General features: G+C 67.2%; 17 protein-coding genes, 1 tRNA gene and 2 pseudogenes. 3 read left to right on the forward strand and 17 right to left on the reverse strand.

Features of this window, described 5'->3' with window-relative positions:
• Positions 1 to 49: 49 nt before the first annotated feature.
• The gene (locus ACYQML_RS17255; RefSeq protein WP_461233531.1) at positions 50 to 2,443 is read right to left on the reverse strand and encodes a transketolase; all 2,394 of its coding nucleotides are present in this window, start codon (positions 2,441 to 2,443) and stop codon (positions 50 to 52) included.
• Between the two features lie 179 nt (positions 2,444 to 2,622).
• Positions 2,623 to 3,791, reverse strand: a protein-coding gene (locus tag ACYQML_RS17260; protein ID WP_461233532.1) for an IS3 family transposase whose coding sequence is annotated in 2 segments (ribosomal slippage) — positions 2,623 to 3,527 and positions 3,527 to 3,791 — 1,170 coding nt in all. Because the reading frame shifts where the segments join, the coding sequence is not laid out codon by codon here.
• Positions 3,792 to 3,897: 106 nt separating this feature from the next.
• On the opposite strand from ACYQML_RS17260, the gene ACYQML_RS17265 reads away from it, so the two are divergent.
• On the forward strand, positions 3,898 to 4,602 hold the full coding sequence (locus tag ACYQML_RS17265; protein WP_461233533.1) for a GDSL-type esterase/lipase family protein: 705 nt from the start codon (positions 3,898 to 3,900) through the stop codon (positions 4,600 to 4,602).
• 135 nt (positions 4,603 to 4,737) lie between these two features.
• The gene (locus ACYQML_RS17270; protein ID WP_461233534.1) at positions 4,738 to 5,052 is read left to right on the forward strand and encodes a hypothetical protein; all 315 of its coding nucleotides are present in this window, start codon (positions 4,738 to 4,740) and stop codon (positions 5,050 to 5,052) included.
• Here ACYQML_RS17270 and ACYQML_RS17275 read toward each other — a convergent pair.
• Complete coding sequence (locus ACYQML_RS17275) at positions 5,035 to 6,114, reverse strand: IS630 family transposase (protein ID WP_056425902.1); 1,080 nt, start codon at positions 6,112 to 6,114, stop codon at positions 5,035 to 5,037. The two genes, ACYQML_RS17270 and ACYQML_RS17275, sit on opposite strands and share 18 nt — an antisense overlap.
• Positions 6,115 to 6,131: 17 nt before the next feature.
• Here ACYQML_RS17275 and ACYQML_RS17280 point away from each other — a divergent pair, with 17 nt between their 5' ends.
• Positions 6,132 to 6,458: a hypothetical protein gene (locus ACYQML_RS17280; RefSeq protein WP_461233535.1), complete on the forward strand. Its 327-nt coding sequence runs from the start codon at positions 6,132 to 6,134 to the stop codon at positions 6,456 to 6,458.
• On the opposite strand, the gene ACYQML_RS17285 is transcribed toward ACYQML_RS17280, so the two are convergent.
• The 14 genes and pseudogenes from ACYQML_RS17285 to ACYQML_RS17350 all read right to left on the reverse strand — a co-directional run bounded on the left by ACYQML_RS17285 (position 6,436) and on the right by ACYQML_RS17350 (position 15,125).
• Entirely contained in the window at positions 6,436 to 7,077 is a 642-nt protein-coding gene (locus ACYQML_RS17285) for a hypothetical protein (protein WP_056425886.1), read from the reverse strand. The genes ACYQML_RS17280 and ACYQML_RS17285 overlap by 23 nt on opposite strands.
• On the reverse strand, positions 7,077 to 7,649 hold the full coding sequence (locus tag ACYQML_RS17290; RefSeq protein WP_461233536.1) for an HNH endonuclease signature motif containing protein: 573 nt from the start codon (positions 7,647 to 7,649) through the stop codon (positions 7,077 to 7,079). The genes ACYQML_RS17285 and ACYQML_RS17290 overlap by 1 nt, the downstream gene beginning before the upstream one ends.
• 1 nt (position 7,650) lies before the next feature.
• Positions 7,651 to 7,740, reverse strand: a tRNA-Ser gene (locus ACYQML_RS17295).
• Positions 7,741 to 7,818: 78 nt separating this feature from the next.
• Complete coding sequence (locus tag ACYQML_RS17300) at positions 7,819 to 7,986, reverse strand: hypothetical protein (RefSeq protein ID WP_210348250.1); 168 nt, start codon at positions 7,984 to 7,986, stop codon at positions 7,819 to 7,821.
• 58 nt (positions 7,987 to 8,044) lie between these two features.
• Positions 8,045 to 8,209, reverse strand: a pseudogene (locus ACYQML_RS17305) (IS3 family transposase); the annotation flags it as partial.
• 98 nt (positions 8,210 to 8,307) lie between these two features.
• Positions 8,308 to 9,714 (reverse strand): amidase, encoded by a 1,407-nt coding sequence (locus tag ACYQML_RS17310; RefSeq protein WP_056425879.1) that lies wholly within the window; start codon positions 9,712 to 9,714, stop codon positions 8,308 to 8,310.
• A 114-nt stretch (positions 9,715 to 9,828) separates the two neighbouring features.
• On the reverse strand, positions 9,829 to 10,512 hold the full coding sequence (locus tag ACYQML_RS17315) for a type 1 glutamine amidotransferase domain-containing protein (protein ID WP_056425876.1): 684 nt from the start codon (positions 10,510 to 10,512) through the stop codon (positions 9,829 to 9,831).
• Between the two features lie 486 nt (positions 10,513 to 10,998).
• Positions 10,999 to 11,592 (reverse strand): annotated as a pseudogene (locus ACYQML_RS17320) (TetR/AcrR family transcriptional regulator); the annotation flags it as partial.
• Between the two features lie 189 nt (positions 11,593 to 11,781).
• Positions 11,782 to 11,907: a hypothetical protein gene (locus ACYQML_RS17325; RefSeq protein ID WP_280136547.1), complete on the reverse strand. Its 126-nt coding sequence runs from the start codon at positions 11,905 to 11,907 to the stop codon at positions 11,782 to 11,784.
• Positions 11,904 to 12,110: a hypothetical protein gene (locus ACYQML_RS17330; RefSeq protein ID WP_162239892.1), complete on the reverse strand. Its 207-nt coding sequence runs from the start codon at positions 12,108 to 12,110 to the stop codon at positions 11,904 to 11,906. The genes ACYQML_RS17325 and ACYQML_RS17330 overlap by 4 nt, the downstream gene beginning before the upstream one ends.
• 29 nt (positions 12,111 to 12,139) lie before the next feature.
• Complete coding sequence (locus tag ACYQML_RS17335) at positions 12,140 to 12,688, reverse strand: cytochrome b (RefSeq protein WP_056425861.1); 549 nt, start codon at positions 12,686 to 12,688, stop codon at positions 12,140 to 12,142.
• Positions 12,685 to 13,797, reverse strand: coding sequence for a catalase family peroxidase (locus ACYQML_RS17340; protein ID WP_056425858.1), 1,113 nt, complete (start codon positions 13,795 to 13,797; stop codon positions 12,685 to 12,687). The genes ACYQML_RS17335 and ACYQML_RS17340 overlap by 4 nt, the downstream gene beginning before the upstream one ends.
• Positions 13,798 to 13,806: 9 nt before the next feature.
• On the reverse strand, positions 13,807 to 14,598 hold the full coding sequence (locus ACYQML_RS17345) for an anti-sigma factor family protein (RefSeq protein ID WP_056425855.1): 792 nt from the start codon (positions 14,596 to 14,598) through the stop codon (positions 13,807 to 13,809).
• The gene (locus ACYQML_RS17350; RefSeq protein WP_056425944.1) at positions 14,595 to 15,125 is read right to left on the reverse strand and encodes a sigma-70 family RNA polymerase sigma factor; all 531 of its coding nucleotides are present in this window, start codon (positions 15,123 to 15,125) and stop codon (positions 14,595 to 14,597) included. Before ACYQML_RS17350 ends, ACYQML_RS17345 begins: the two co-directional genes overlap by 4 nt.
• Positions 15,126 to 15,154 lie beyond the last annotated feature (29 nt).

Genomic DNA, 15,154 nt, shown 5'->3' on the forward strand with positions numbered 1-15,154 from the left:
AACGGCGTGCAGCGCGAGGAAGCGGATGCGGATGCAGAGGGCGTCAGGCTCAAGCGAGTTGGAGGTGCCGGATCCGGCGACCTGGGGCGATGGCCTGGGCCGCCGTGGCGATGCCCCGTGCATCGATGCCGAAATGCCGGTGGAGGTCGGCGATCGTGCCGGTCTGCCCAAAATGCGAGACGCCGAGGGCGCGGGTGCGGTGACCCAGCACCGAGCCGAGCCAGCCGAGGGTGGCGGGGTGGCCGTCGAGGACGGTGACGAGGCCGCAATGGCTGGGCACGTCGGCGAGCAGTCGCTCGATATGGCTCGACGCGCCCGGCGCCCCCCGCTCGCGCAGCCCTTGCGCAGCGGTCCAGCCGGCCTGCAGCCGGTCGGCGGAGGTAACGGCGAGGAGGCCGACATCGCGCCGATCCTCGGCCATCAGGCCCGTGGCGGCGATCGCCTCGGGGGCAATGGCGCCCTGATAGGCGACGACGACCTCCGCGTTCGGGCCGGGCCGGCGCAGCCAGTAGGCCCCCGCCACCATGTCGGCGGCAAGATCCGAATCGATCACTCGGACCGGCTGCTCCACGGCCCGCGTCGAGAGCCGGAAATAGGCCGAGCCGCCGGCCGCATCGGGCAGGCAGGTGACCGGGTCGGGCTCGGGCGCGCCGCTCCGCTGCATATGCGCGAAGGCGAAGCGCAGCAGCACGGCGAGTTCGTCCACGAAGGCCGGCTCGAAGGCGGAGAGCCCGTCCTGGCCCATGCCGATCAGCGGCGTCTTGATCGACTGATGGGCGCCGCCCTCGGGGGCGAGGGTGATGCCGGCCGGCGTCGCCACCAGGATGAAGCGCGCATCCTGGTAGCAGGCGTAGTTCAGGGCGTCCAAGCCGCGCTCGATGAAGGGATCGTAGAGGGTGCCCACCGGCAGCAGGCGCTCGCCGAAGATCGCGTGCGACAGGCCGAGCGCCGAGAGCGCGGTGAACAGGTTCGATTCGGCGATGCCGAGTTCGAGGTGCTGGCCGGTGGGCGAGAAGGTCCAGTTGAAGGTCGAGGGAATGCGCTCCTGGCGGAAGAGGTCGGCCATGGCTTGCTTGGCGAAGAGGCCACGCCGGTTCACCCAGGCACCGAGATTGGTCGAGACCGTGACGTCGGGCGAGGTGGTGACGATGCGCGCCGCGAAGGCGCCGTCGGTCTTGGCGATCTCGTGCATCAGCAGGCCGAACCCGGCTTGGGTCGAGAGCGAGGCCTGCCTCGGAGTCGCGAAGCGCTCCGGCACCGGGATCGCCGGGGCCTCGTAGCGGCGGCGCCCCCGCTGGACGAAGGGCACCTCGGCGAGGAAGCGCCGCATGGCCTCCGGCGCGATGTCGAGGCCCTCGAAAGGGTCCCATTCGCGGCCGGGCCGGATGCCCATCTCGGCCCGGAAGCCCTCGACCTGGGTCGGGGTCAGCAGGCCCGCATGGTTGTCCTTGTGGCCGGCGAGCGGCAGGCCGTGGCCCTTGATCGTGTAGGCGATGAAGCAGACCGGACGGTCATGGGTGCGGGCCGCCTCGAAGGCCTCCAGCAGCATGGGCAGGTCGTGGCCGCCGAGATTGCCCATCAGTGCGGCGAGTTCCGCATCCGAGCGCCGGTCGATCAGGGCCGAAACGTCGCCCTGGTCGCCGAGTTCCTCCGTGAGGCGCCGACGCCAGGCCGCGCCGCCCTGGAAGGCCAGCGCCGAATAGGTCTGGTTCGGGCAGGACTCGATCCAGTCCTTCAGGCGCCCGCCGCCCGGTTCCGCGAAGGCGGCGCGCTGGAGCGTGCCGTGGCGGAGCACGACGACGTCCCAGCCGAAATTGCGGAACATCGCCTCGAACTTCGACCACAATCCCTCGCGCACCACCGCGTCGAGGCTCTGGTGGTTGTAGTCGACGATCCACCAGGTGTTGCGCAGGCCGTGCTTCCAGCCCTCCAGCAGGGCCTCGAAGATGTTGCCTTCGTCCATCTCGGCATCGCCGATGAGGGCGACCATCTTGCCCTCGGGCCGCTCGCTGCCCCACCCCTTCGCCCGTACGTAATCCTGCGTCAGCGACGCGAAGAGCGTCTGCGCCACGCCGAGGCCGACCGAGCCCGTGGAGAAGTCGACGTCGTCCACGTCCTTGGTGCGCGACGGATAGGACTGGGCGCCGCCGAAGCCGCGGAAGTTCTCCAGCTTCTCACGGGTCTGCTGGCCGAACAGGTATTGCAGGGCGTGGAAGACCGGGCTCGCATGGGGCTTCACCGCGACCCGGTCTTCCGGGTGCAGCACGGCGCCGTAGAGCGTCGTCATGATCGCGCAGAGCGAGGCCGAGGAGGCCTGGTGGCCGCCCACCTTCAACCCGTCCGCCGAGGCGCGGAGGTGGTTGGCGTTGTGGATGATCCAGGTCGAGAGCCAGAGGCTCTTCCGGGCCAGCGCGGTCAGGTGGGGTAATCGCGGATCGCTCATGGGCCAATCGTAGCCACGACGTGGGGCGAAAAGGGACCAAACCCACTTGCCGGATGCAAGGATTGTGGCTCAGATCGGCTGCCGGGGTCACGATCGCGAGTGTTCTGTGCCAAAAGCCGATTTCGACGCCATCGACTGCAATATCTGGCCTGCCCCCATGCGGTGGCCCAAGTTCGAAGTTAGTGCATCGTCGGTCGCGTGACGATGGCGGGGTGAGCGAGCGGCGCTGAGCCACTTGGTTCCGCTGGCCAGATAACAACCTCTGTTGCAGGTGGCTGGTAGCCCAGCGACGAGTGCGGTCGGATAGTATTGTAGTCTTTCCGCCACTGCTCGATGACGACACTGGCTTCCTTGAGGGTGTAGAACACCTCGCCGTTGAGGAGTTCGTCGCGGAGCTTCGCGTTGAAGCTCTCGCAGTACCCGTTCTCCCATGGACTGCCCGGCTCGATGTAGGCGGTCACTGATCCAACCGCCGCGATCCAGTCCTGAACAGCCTTGGCGATGAACTCCGGCCCGTTGTCCGAGCGGATGTGACCGGGCACCCTGCGAAGACTGAACAGGTCTGAGAGCACGTCGATCACATCCAGCGCCTTGAGCTTACGAGCGACCCGGATTGCCAAGCACTCGCGGGTGAACTCGTCGATCACATTCAGCATTCGGTACTTGCGCCCGTTGTGCGTGCGGTGCTCGACAAAGTCGTAGGACCAGACGTGGTCGGGGTGCTCCGGCCGTAGTCGCAGACAGGAACCGTCGTTGAGCCAGAGACGCGCTCGCTTCGGTTGCCGAGCCGGGACCTTGAGCCCCTCTCGTCGCCAGATCCGTTCGACCCGCTTCACGTTTACCGTCCAGCCGTCACGCTGCAGCAAAGCCGTGATCCGACGGTAGCCGTAGCGCCCATACTGCAGAGCCAGGGCGATGATGGCGGCCGTCAGAGTGGCCTCGTCCTCGACCGCCACAGCACACTTGCGTTGGGTCGAACGATGCTGTCCCAGGACACGGCAGGCAAAGCGTTGCGACACGCCATGCTCGGCAACGACGTAGTCGACACAAGCCCGGCGGCGAGCCGGGCTCAGAAGTTTCCCGATGCGGCCTCCTTGAGGATGAGCTTCTCCAAGGTCAGGTCGGAGATCGCCCGACGAAGGCGTTGGTTCTCCGTCTCCAGGGACTTCAGCCGCTTGACCTGGTCACCCTTCAGGCCGCCGTACTCAGAGCGCCAGCGATAATACGTAACCTCGGTCACCTCGATGGACCGGATCGCTTCCGCCACCTTGCGACCCTGTGAGACCAGAACATCCACTTGGCGCAGCTTGGCAACAATCTCTTCAGCCGTATGCTTCTTCCGTCCCATGATGACATCCTCCACATGGCTCACAGCCATACCTCAGGGAGGACCACTTTTCAGGGGGCAGGCCAGCGGCTGTCGCTTCACGGTGGATCGAGCGACCCGCTCTCGCATGGGGCCGGAACGTGAGGCAGTCGAGATTGGCGGTCGTTCAACCGTGATTCGTCTCGCTCTGGGTCAATGGCTCCTGATCACGAGCGCGGCGATTGCTGTGGCAGGCATCATATGGGCAGTTGGGCCGGAGCTATTTGATAGAGGCCGCGCGATCATCATGCTTGGCGACTCGCTCACCGAGCAAGGCAACTGGGCGCGTCGGTTTTTCCCACTTGATGTGCGCAATCGCGGCGTGGGCGGTGAAGGTGCCGGAGATTTATTACGTCGCCTGGATCGTGTCATTGAGGAGCGCCCGGCTGCCGTTTTCCTCATGGTAGGAGTGAACGACTTGAAGTCGGGGGCATCGCCAGAGGCCACGATGCAGGCCATCAGCGCGATATCTTCCCGACTGCGTGACGCAGGAATCCCAGTGGTCTTCCAAAGTACGGTTTCTGTTAACCCGGCGCGTCGCCCCGACATCAATGCGATGATCTTCGACCTTAACTCGCGCATCCAGGTGTTAGCGCAACAGGGTCAGGCACCCTTCTATGACTTGAACCGAGAGCTTGCACCTAAAGGCCAACTCGCGGACGAGATGACGAGGGACGGCCTGCATCTGACAAGCGCAGGCTATGCGATCTGGGCTCAGGCTATTGATGCCTGCATCAAAGGGATCGCGTCAGGGCAGCCGACCAAATCTTGTACTGGGTCGTTGTCTAAATAGAGCAGCGATCCTGCGAAGCCTGTTTTTGTGGCAGATAGGTCTGCAATCCTCTCCAAAATAGGCAGCCGCTTGGCAGGCCTTCGCGAAAGCCTAGCCATGAGTGTCACTGCCTTGATTCCATCGAGTTCGAAGCGGTTGACCACGCTGGAGAACGCGACGTCTGACCTCGGACTCACGATTGGGTCCGTTGCTGATCGCCAAGTGGATCGGTTCATCGACCAAGCCTCGCAGCAAGCCGCTTCCTACTGCCGCCGCGTGTTCGGTCGGGAGACCGTGCGCGAGCGGATTGATCTCTGCGGCTATCGCACGGACGATGGCGGCATCCTCCTCGACCGCGGGCCGATCGTTCGCATTCTCGGCGCCTTCATCGACGGCACCACCTATGCCCCAGAGGCCTTTGAGGTCGTTGGCGGGCGCGAAGTTTTCCTGACCCTAGTGGTGCGAGTCTAACACTTGGTGCCCGCGCTTTGCGGCCTGGATGATGCGATCTGGGTCGGCGGTCCAGACGAAGGGCTTCGGGTCGCCGTTGCTCTCGGCGATGAAGCGTTTGATGGCGGCCTGCACCTCGATGAGCGATCCGAACACGCCACGTCGGAGCCGGCGTTTTGCGAGCTTGGCGAAGAAGCCCTCGACGGCATTGAGCCACGAGGCTGAGGTCGGGGTGAAGTGGAAGGTCCATCGCGGGTGGCGGTCGAGCCAGGCACGGACCTTCGGGTGCTTGTGGACGGCATAGTTGTCCAGGATCGCGTGGACGATCTTGCCCGCCGGAACCGCCGCCTCGACCGCGTTGAGGAAGCGGATGAACTCCTGATGCCGGTGGCGCTGCATGCAGCGGCCGATCACCTTGCCCTCCAGCACGTCCAGGGCGGCAAACAGGGTCGTCGTGCCGTGGCGCTTGTAATCGTGGGTGCGCGTCGTTGGCTGGCCCGGCTTCATCGGCAACGGGGCCTGCGTGCGGGCGAGCGCCTGGATCTGGCTCTTCTCGTCGACCGAGAGGACAACGGCATGCGCGGGCGGATCGACGTAGAGCCCGACGACGTCGCGCAGTTTGGCGGCGAAGGCCGGGTCGGTGGAGAGCTTGAATTGCCGGACTCGATGCGGCTGTAGGCCGTGCCCCCGCCAGATCCGCTGCACCGACGAGACGCTGATGGCCGTGGCCTTGCTCATGGCGGCGGCCGTCCAATGCGTGGTCTCGCCGGGTGGTTCTCCTTGCGTTAGAGCCACCACGCGCGCCGCCACCTCCGGCCCCAGCGGCGGGATGCGCGCCGGCCGCGTCTTGTCCCGAAGGAGCCCATCGACGCCCTCCTGCGCGAAGCGGTCCTGCCAGCGCCAGACCACCGTCTTGGACACGCCCGCCTCACGCATGATCGCATGCGTCCCCAACCCATCGGCGCTCAGCAGCACGATGCGGGCGCGCCAGACGTGCTTCTGCGACGTGTTTCGATCCGCAACGAGTGCTTCGAGCCGAAGACGATCCGAGGTGGAGAGCGTGAAAGAGATGCCACTGCGCATCCCGCCAGACTCGCAGGATGGGCCACAAACCAAAACCCTACGCGGACTCAACCGTCAGGGCTCAACCACTAGCTGGTGAGCGCACGTGCTGGCGCGGCTCTCGGCTGGCGATCGACTACGAGGCCGGTTGGCTGCTTCCGGGTGAGCCGAAAGAGGTCAATGGCGTCGCCGTCCTTGCCGAGGATCTGCCGGCCGATATCGAGCGCGCTGTGATCCAGCTTGTGGGTGTCGCTGCGTCCATGTCGGGTCGGGACGTGACGATCAAATCCGAGGACGTCGAAGGCGTGGGCAAGCCTGCGGCGAGGAGGAGAGAGAGGGGGGTCATGCTGCGGCCTCCGAGGTGATGACAGCGGAGCGAGCGATCGACAGCATCACGTCCCGGAACGGGAGCGGCGTCGCTTCACGGATCTTCGTCTTGTCCTTGCCGCCGATCATTGCGGCCATGCCGATCCGACGGGCCTTCGCGTAGCCGTATCGCTCCAGGGCAATCGGATGCAGGCGCTGTTCGGCCGGTCCCCATGTCAGGTCGGGCAGAACGGTGCCGACCGCGTAGAGCCATGTCGGCTTGCGCGAGAAGTGCCCGTAGTGACCCTGTTCGACGTAGCAGGTCCATCCGCCGTACATGTCGGCGGAGACCCATCCACCCGCCCGCGGCGGCCGGTTCAGATTGAACGCAGCCCAGGCGTGGCTCTCGGCCGGGTGCTCCAGAACTCCGCCCCACCGACGCACCGAAGCCAGGGCCGCGGCAAAGCAGCCGTCGTCCGCGCCCTTCTCATACTGGTGCGGCTTGCGGGTGCTGCCGTGCCAAAACCGCCCCCAGCGCTGGCACGGTGAATGGCAGACGACGGGATGCGGGCCGGCATAGGTCCGAGCGTCACGCGCTTGGTCCCAGACATCGACGCCGGGAAGGTTCGCATAGCAGCCGTCGGGCTGAACGTAGAGGGCGGCGATGCGGATGCCCATCAGACCGTCCCTCCGGTGCGAAGGGCCGTCTCGTTGGCAAACTGATGCAGGTCGGCCTTCGCTCGCTCGTAAGCTTCGGCCGCCGCCTCGCCCGTCTTGAAATACCCGAGCCGGTGCCTCTTGCCGCGAACCGTGATCGTGGCCTTGAACCGCTTTCTGACAGGGTCATAAACCGTGCCTGCGAAGCCGCAGGCAGAACGCTTCCGCTTGTGGACGTTCTCCATGTTTTGCGATTGATCGCATTCGCGAAGGTTCGCGATGCGGTTGTCGCCGCGGTCGCCGTTGATATGGTCGATGCCTTGAGCGGGCCATTGCTCATGGGCAAACAGCCACATGAGACGGTGAGCGCGGTAATTGCGCTTCCATAGGCGGACGAGGACATAGCCTCTATCGTTCGCGAACCCAGCGACATGGCCGGCACGCTGCCCTACCAGCCAGTGGAATTGACCGGTGTCGAGGTCCGCTCGCAGAACCTGAGCTAGGTCTTCTAATCCCGGATTATGTTCGCCGGTGGGGTAACTGGTAGGGTGGGAGACACCCCGAACCGAATTTCCCTTAGTATTCAGAGCCATCTGGCGGAAGGGGTGGGATTCGAACCCACGGTGGAGTTGCCCCCACGGCGGTTTTCAAGACCGCTGCCTTAAACCACTCGGCCACCCTTCCAAGCCGTTGCGCAGGCTAGATCATTTGCCTTCGCGGATGCTTGGATTCTTCGTCCGTCGCAGCCGGATTTATACCCAATCATCCGGCCGCCTTGTCTATGGCGGCGCGCATGGCAGCGTCAACCTTCGCGGCGGCATCCTTCTGCATTCCGGGCATCACGCGGGAGTACAGATCGAGGGCGATGCCGATGCTGGAATGGCCGAGGCGCTCCTGCGCGATCTTGGGGTGGATGCCGCTCGTCGACATCTGCGTCGCGTGGCTGTGCTGCAGGTCGTGGAAGCAGATGTGAGGGCAGGGCGGTTGGCAGGGCCTCGGGGCTGCCGCTCCGGTGGGCCGCGTACCGGCGGTAGAAGGTGGCACGCGAGATACCGGGTTTCTCCAGGGTGGCCCGTACCGGCAGGTGAGACGGCTCGACCAGCCGGATGATCTCCAGCTTCCCGGGGACCGGATACCTCGTGCCCCGTCGCCCCTAGCCCCGCCCATGCCCTTTTCGAGCAGGCATTTCCGCCGTTCGACCTCCGGTCATGGCCGGGGACCCCGAAGCGCTCTCCGGCAGGTTCCCGCCCGTCAAAGGCTCGGGTGCAGGCCGCGGACTGTGCTGACGCTCTCCAGTACCGCGGCGGCGTGCAGGATCGTGGTCTCTGCCTGCCAGCGCCCCACCAACTGCACGTTGATGGGCAGACCCTCCCGGCTGGTCCCGAAGCGCATCGACAGCCCGGGCAAGCCCGTCACGTTCAGGGGCACCGTCGCGCCCTGCAGGTAGGTCAGGTCGACCGTCTCGCCGTTGACGACGAGTTCGGTGATGCCGTGTTCGTGCGCCGGCACCGGCAGCACCGGGGTGAGAAGGACGTCGTAATCTCGGAAGTAGGTCGCATAGCCGTCCCGGAGACGCTCCGCCGCCTGCTCGGCCGCGATGTAGTCCTCCATCGAGGTGTCGGGCAGCGACAGCATGGTCTTGGCCATCGTGTACATCTGGTCCTCGTGCCCGGCGGTCGCCTCCCGGAAGGCCGGCTTCATCTCCATGACGTGGAGCTTGTTGAACACGTCGAGGGCGAAGTCGCGCTCCAGTGCCGGGATGTGGACCTCCTCGACGGGGTGCCCCTCGCCCTTGAGCGCCTCGGCCGCCGCCTTGACGGTCGCCACCACCTCCGTGTCGATGGGACCAAAGCCCGGCCCGACCATCCAGCCGACGCGAAGCTTGCGGTCCGGCGCGGCGCCGATACCGGCGTCGAACGGGACGGCGCCGGTCGCGAAGGCGTCCAGTCCATCGGGGCCGGCCAGTTGCGAGAAGGCGAGCGCGAGGTCGCGGATGCTGCGCGCCATCGGCCCGACATGCCAGAAGCGGCGGGGCGCCCGTGGCCAGATGCCGGTCATCGGCACGCGCCCATGGGTCCCCTTCAGGGAGACGATGCCGGTCTGCGCCGCCGGTCCGCGTACCGAGATGGCGAGGTCGGTGCCGAGGCCCAGCGGCGACATGCCCGCCGCGATGGCCGCCGACTCGCCGCCGCTCGATCCGCCCGGTGTGCGGGTGAGATCCCAAGGATTGTTCGAGCGGCCGGAGAGCAGGTTGTCGCTCTCGATCCAGTAGGAGAACTCCGGCAGGTTGGTCTTGGCGAGCAGGATGCCGCCGGCCTTCTTCATGCGGGCGACGCTGGTCGCGTCGGTGTCGGGGGTGCGGCCCTTGAAGATGGGTGAGCCGCGCTGGGTCATCACGCCGGCGGTGTCGATGGAATCCTTGACGGTGAACGGCACGCCGTGCAGGGGGCCGAGTTCCCTGCCAGCCATGACCGCTGCCTCGGCCTCCTTCGCGACGGAAAGCGCATTCTCCGCGATGGTAACGATCGCGTTGATCTTGGAATCGACCGCCGCGATGCGGTCGAGATGGGCCTGCACCACCTCGACAGGCGAGACCTGCCGGGTGCGGATCAGCTCTGCGAGACGGGTCGCGTCCGAGAAGAGGATGTCGGTGGCCATGGGATGAGATCCTTCGAGACCGCCGGTGCGGCCGGATCGCGCTGGCTCGGCCAAGCGACGATCATGGTTCGAGCGGGTGGTCGGGTGCGGGCGCCACCTCGGGCGCCCACATCCTCAGCGGTTCGCGAGGTGGGCGACGAGGCGCTCGGCGGCTGGGCCGGAGGAGGCCGGGTTCTGGCCGGTGACGAGCAGGCCGTCCGTGACGACGAAGGGTCCCCAATCGGCTCCCTTGGCGTAGAGGCCTCCGTTCCGCTTGAGCTCGTCCTCGACCAGGAATGGAACCACCTGGGTGAGACCGACGGCCTCCTCCTCGGTGTTCGTGAAGCCGGTGACGTTCCGGCCTTCGACGAGGGGCTTCCCGCCTTCCGCCTTGGCATGGCGCAGGACGCCGGGGGCGTGACAGACCAGGGCTACGGGCTTGCCGGCGCCGAGCGTCGTTTCGATGAGCCTGATCGAGGCCGGGTCCTCTGCGAGGTCCCAGAGGGGCCCGTGACCGCCGGGATAGAAGACGGCGTCGAAGCCCTCGTGGCCGACGGCGTCGAGCCTGCCCGTCTCGGCGAGGACCGCCATGGCCGCCGCGTCGGCTTCGAAGCGGCGCGTCGTGTCGGTCTGGAAGCTCGGCTCGGCGCTCTTCGGATCGAGCGGTGGGCGGCCGCCCTCGGGCGACACCAGGACCACCTCCGCACCCGCATCCTTGAACACGTAGTAGGGGGCCGCGAGTTCCTCCAGCCAGAAGCCGGTCTTCCGGCCGGTATCGCCGAGGCGGTCGTGCGAGGTCAGCACCATGAGGATCTTCATCGTTGTTCTCCGGATCTTTCGCTTGGGGTGAGCAGGACGTCTTGGGTTATCGGGCCTTTCGCCGGGTCCGCACTGTGGCGGCTCGGGGAAGGTGGACCGGCGCTATCGCGCCTTTGCGGTGCGTCCCGTGGCCGGATCTCGCACCGGCGCCGCCTGCGAGGGGCGGAGTTCCGGGCTCGCGCCACGGACCTCCTCGAACCGGGCCATGCGGACGGCGCCGATCGTCTCCAGGGTGATCCGTTCCTGCGCAGTTGCTTCCGGCATGGTCAGGAACGCCATCAGCCCGGCAAAGGGGAGGGTCGCGGCAACAGATGTCTTCGTGTGGTGGGGCATGGGTTTTCTCCATCTGGGTTCTGTTCGCCGGCCGGCCCGAGGAAGGTGATTGTCTGCCGGTAAAAAAATAGACCGGTCGTCTCGTTTTTGGGCCTGGTAAAAGGTGGTTCTCGGCAACGTCGGAATGAGGGGGGGGGGGGGGGTCAATGCGAAGCTGAGGCCGAGGATGCGCCGGGTCGTCCCCATGGCAGCCTCGAACGGTGCGTCGGTCCGGACGATCTTGGCCATCAGGCTCGCACCCAGCCAGACGTGGTAGAGCATCTCGGCGATCGTCCGCGGCTCGCCCTCGACTGTGAGCGAGCCCTCCGCCACGCCCGCCGCGATCGCTCCCGACAGGCGTTCGATGATCCCGGTGGTCCCGCTCTTGAGGGCAAGGCGCATGGCCTCGGACAGGTCCGAGACCTCCGCCGCGAGCTTCACCGCGAGGCACTTGCGCTGGTCGTCGATGCTTCCCTGCGTTGCCTGCCATTTCCGCCAGTAGTTCATCAGTCGCTCGGCATGGCTCAAGCCGGGCTCAGCGAGGGTTGTGTCGAGATCGGCGAGGTAGCTTTCGAAGTAATCCGCCAGAAGAGCCTCGCCGAAGGCCTCCTTCGAGCCGAAATAGTGGTAGAACGACCCCTTGGGCACGCCGGCCGTGGCCAGGATCTCATTGAGACCGACCCCTGAGAAACCCTTCGCGCCCACGAGGCCGTAGGCGGTATCGAGGATGCCCTGTCGTGTGTCGGTATGTGCGGTGACGCGTGCCATGACCCATAACTAGCCTGAATTAGACCGGTCGTCTAGAGGGTGCGCTCCATTTTTTGCTGGAGGCGCTTTTATGTGCCGCCGGGCCAAAGAACCGATCCTGCCGCGGTTCTCATGGGCCGGACCGGCCTGCGCCGCACCAAGGCCGAGAACCTCGACCGCGAGGAGGCCGAGCAATCGCCGCAGCCAAGCTCAGACCGAGACCGGCGTGCGGAACGGCGAGTAAGTCGCGCGGTAGCTGCGCGGGCCGATCACGGGAAGCAGGAGGTTTCCGGCCCAGCCCGGCATCCGCGCGGTGCGGGACAGGCGATCGGTCATGGCCTGGACATGGGCCACGCGGGGCCGGCGCAGCGCTTCGTAGCGCGGATCGACCGTGCCCCACTCCGCCCGCTGCGCGAGCGGAGCGCGTCTTCCAGGCCGAGTTGGCCGAGAGCCTGGACCGCGTTGCCCGGCAGGTTGATGGCCAGGCCCTCGATGCCGCCGCCGGCGATGAGCACCCTGCCCGTTGCGCGATCGTTCACCGTGTTTCGCCTTGCAGCCTGCCTCGACGTTACTGGGACCGGGACGCCGTCGGGCGCGCGACCATGCTGGAGAAGACGCCATCCCGGCGGATCAAACCGTGCATCAGGGCCGCCCCCAGATGGGCGAGGACGAGACCGAACAGGGTGTAGGCCAGGAGTGTGTGAAGCGGACGGAGCCACGCATAGAGGCTTGAATCGCGCGGCAGGATCGGCGGCAGGACGAGGGAGCCGGCGAGCCCGATTGGATAGCCGGCCGCCGACAGCATCGCCCAGCCGACCAGCGGCAGAGCGAGCATCAATCCATAGAGCAAGACGTGCGAGACATGAGCCGCCCGCCGCTGCCAGCCCGGAAGGTCCGACGGCAGGTCGGGCGGGGGATGGCGCCAGCGGTTGAGCAGGCGCAGCAGCGCGAGGACCAGGATGCCGATCCCGAGTGGGCGGTGCAGCGCGACCAGGGTGTGGTAATGCGCCAGCGAGGTCACCATCGCCACGCCGATGAACAGCATGGCGAGGATCAGGGCCGCCATGGTCCAGTGCAGCAGCCGGGCCGGCAGGTTGAAGCGCGCGGTGTGGCTCACAATCCGGCTCCCGATGCTGGCGTGTTCTGGACGGCGCTCGGCGTTTTCGGTTCGCCGGCGCGGCGCGTGAAGGATTGCGAATAGGCCGCCGAACGGGCGCTGAGCAGTGGATCGTCCGATCCCACGATGCCTGCGGGCAGGACGAGAGGATCGAAATTGACGTCGCGGCAATTGCCGTCCGCTTCCGGCTGCGTGTCCGCGACGATCACGGTCCCGACGTCCAGGCTCTGCCGCTCGACCGGCCAGGGAAGCGTCGCATCCGCCGTGGGGTCGCCGGGCTGCCCCAGGGTGACGACGAGATGCCACCGCACGGGCGCCCGGCGGACGGCAGAGTCGAAGTCGTCGAACAGAACGTTCTTGTCCGCGCGAGCCCTCTGGGCCGGGTTCTCCGCCGTCGCGGCCCGTTCCGGCACGAACGCCCAGCGCACCGGCGTCCGGGTCCCGTCCGCGGCGATGAACCGGAAGGCGTTCAGGCTCCGGAAGGTGTCGTCGGCAAAGCCTGAGGTGATGGTTCGCGCCTTGATCAGGGAAGACGCTTTCGCGCTCTCGGGATGCGCGGCGAAGAACGCCTTGAGCGCCTCGGGATCGGGCTTGCCTGTCGCCGGATCGGGCTTGGCGGCGAGAAGCTGCGCGTAGAACCCCTCCGGGCTGCGGACCGGGAAGACCGGAATGTCGTTGTTGCCGGTGCGCCATTCCTCGCCGTCGGGAAGGTGGAAACGCAGCGCGAGGCTGCGCACCGTCGTGGCCGCGTCCGCCGCATAGGGCTGGCCGCCCGCCAGCGCGATGCGGCCGGTGACGGGCGTGACCTGTCCCGCAGTGAAGAGCGACGCCGTCGACACATGCGCGCCCCGGCCGCTGCTCTCGAAGCGCCCGGCGAGGCAGAGCCCTTTGGCGTGGTTGCGCCGAAAGCCCGGATGGGGGCCATTCACCTGCTCGAAGCGGTCGACGATCCGCGCCTGGGTCAGGTCCCCCGGAGAGAGCCAGCCGCCCGCATAGGCGAAGGCCCCCGTCGTGCCGGCGACGAGCGCCCCGATGGCGGCGAGGCGGAGACCAGCGGCACGCGGGCTCAAGGCCGGATCGGCCCCGGTGAGGTCGTTCAGGAGGGACATGTCGGGCCTTCAGATGGCTTTCGCGGTGGCGCGGCGGATCTCGTTGGCGAGGGGGTGCAGGATCGTGGGGTCGGCCGCACCCACGAGGCTGTAGCCGAGCCCGTCCTGGGCCCAGGCGTAGCCGTTCGACGTCTCCGTCGTGTGGGCGCGCATCGGCGCGTCGCCGGGAACGCTCATGGGCCGCATCAACATGACGAAGCGCGCGCCGTGCCCATCGTCGTACATCAGCAGCCCGGCGGGTCCCTGCTGCGTGGCGACGAGACGCCCGCCCATGAGGCGGTAGCCGGAGCCGCTCAGGTCCGGCACGGCCACCGGCCGCTTCATCCGGGCGGAAAACCAGCCGGCGAGTTCGTCGCGGTCGGCAGCGGCGAGCTCGACGGGGCGGGTGTGGTCGGGCGCATAGACCGCGTAGTTCACGCTCGCGGACTGGGCCAGCGCCTCGATGCCGGTGGGCACGGGCGAGACCACCTCACGCAGGCCCCAGCCACCGGCGCCTCCGACGAGGAGCAGCAGCCCCGCCGCCATCGCCTGCCAGATCGGAGAAGCCTGCCAGATCGGATGTGCCGGCCGGCGGCGCGCCTCGACGATGCGCGCCAGGTTCAGCCGGGCCGGCACCGGCTCGGCGGCGATGGGCGCGAAGGCGGACCGCATGTCCTCACGCAGGGCGACCATGCGCTCGACCCGGATCCGCGCCTCGGGATGGGAGTCGAGATAGGCCTCGACCTCACGCTTCCGCGCCGTATCGAGCCGCTCGTCCACGAGGCCCTGGAGATCGTCGTCACCGATCGGACGCATGCTCATTTCACCCTCCGCAGGAGCGGGCGCTTGGCGGGGACGGAGGCTTCGGTGCCGTCCATCGACTGGATCATCCGGTCCCGGGCTCGGGACAGGCGGGACATCACGGTCCCGGTCGGAATCGCGAGGATGTCGGCGGTCTCGGCGTAGGACAGGCCCTCCACCGTCACCAGAAGGAGCACGCTGCGCTGCTCTTCCGGCAGCGCGTCGAGCGCCGTCATCAGGTCCCGGTGGCGCAGGCCGCTCTCCTGCGTCGGCGCCACCGCGAGGTTCGCCTCCGCCGTGTCCTCGATCGGCATGTGGGCGCCGCGGCGGGCGCGCTGGCGCATCTGCGTCACGGCGAGATTGTGGAGGATGGCGAAGAGCCAGGTCCGCGCGTCGCCGTCGGCCTGGCGCTGGTGCCAGCGGGTGACGGCCCGCTCGAGGCAATCCTGCACCAGATCGTCGGCATCGGTCGGGTTGCGCAGGAGGGCGTGCGCGTAGCGGCGCAGGGCCGGGATCAGCGGCTCGATGAGGCGCATCATGTCCATCATCTCCTGTCTCCTGGCATGGGCGGGGCTCC

This window comes from Methylobacterium sp. CM6244, assembly GCF_054817885.1.

What these genes read in the sequence shown, in the direction of transcription:
- ACYQML_RS17315 (WP_056425876.1), bottom strand. Translation starts at nt 10,512, where the DNA reads ATGAAGATCCTCATGGTGCTGACCTCGCACGACCGCCTCGGCGATACC.
- ACYQML_RS17345 (WP_056425855.1), bottom strand. Translation starts at nt 14,598, where the DNA reads ATGAGCATGCGTCCGATCGGTGACGACGATCTCCAGGGCCTCGTGGAC.
- ACYQML_RS17350 (WP_056425944.1), bottom strand. Translation starts at nt 15,125, where the DNA reads ATGATGGACATGATGCGCCTCATCGAGCCGCTGATCCCGGCCCTGCGC.
- ACYQML_RS17275 (WP_056425902.1), bottom strand. Translation starts at nt 6,114, where the DNA reads ATGCGCAGTGGCATCTCTTTCACGCTCTCCACCTCGGATCGTCTTCGG.
- ACYQML_RS17340 (WP_056425858.1), bottom strand. Translation starts at nt 13,797, where the DNA reads ATGTCCCTCCTGAACGACCTCACCGGGGCCGATCCGGCCTTGAGCCCG.
- ACYQML_RS17325 (WP_280136547.1), bottom strand. Translation starts at nt 11,907, where the DNA reads ATGACCGATCGCCTGTCCCGCACCGCGCGGATGCCGGGCTGGGCCGGA.
- ACYQML_RS17285 (WP_056425886.1), bottom strand. Translation starts at nt 7,077, where the DNA reads ATGGGCATCCGCATCGCCGCCCTCTACGTTCAGCCCGACGGCTGCTAT.
- ACYQML_RS17265 (WP_461233533.1), top strand. Translation starts at nt 3,898, where the DNA reads ATGGGGCCGGAACGTGAGGCAGTCGAGATTGGCGGTCGTTCAACCGTG.
- ACYQML_RS17255 (WP_461233531.1), bottom strand. Translation starts at nt 2,443, where the DNA reads ATGAGCGATCCGCGATTACCCCACCTGACCGCGCTGGCCCGGAAGAGC.
- ACYQML_RS17310 (WP_056425879.1), bottom strand. Translation starts at nt 9,714, where the DNA reads ATGGCCACCGACATCCTCTTCTCGGACGCGACCCGTCTCGCAGAGCTG.
- ACYQML_RS17300 (WP_210348250.1), bottom strand. Translation starts at nt 7,986, where the DNA reads ATGTCGACGAGCGGCATCCACCCCAAGATCGCGCAGGAGCGCCTCGGC.
- ACYQML_RS17280 (WP_461233535.1), top strand. Translation starts at nt 6,132, where the DNA reads ATGGGCCACAAACCAAAACCCTACGCGGACTCAACCGTCAGGGCTCAA.
- ACYQML_RS17290 (WP_461233536.1), bottom strand. Translation starts at nt 7,649, where the DNA reads ATGGCTCTGAATACTAAGGGAAATTCGGTTCGGGGTGTCTCCCACCCT.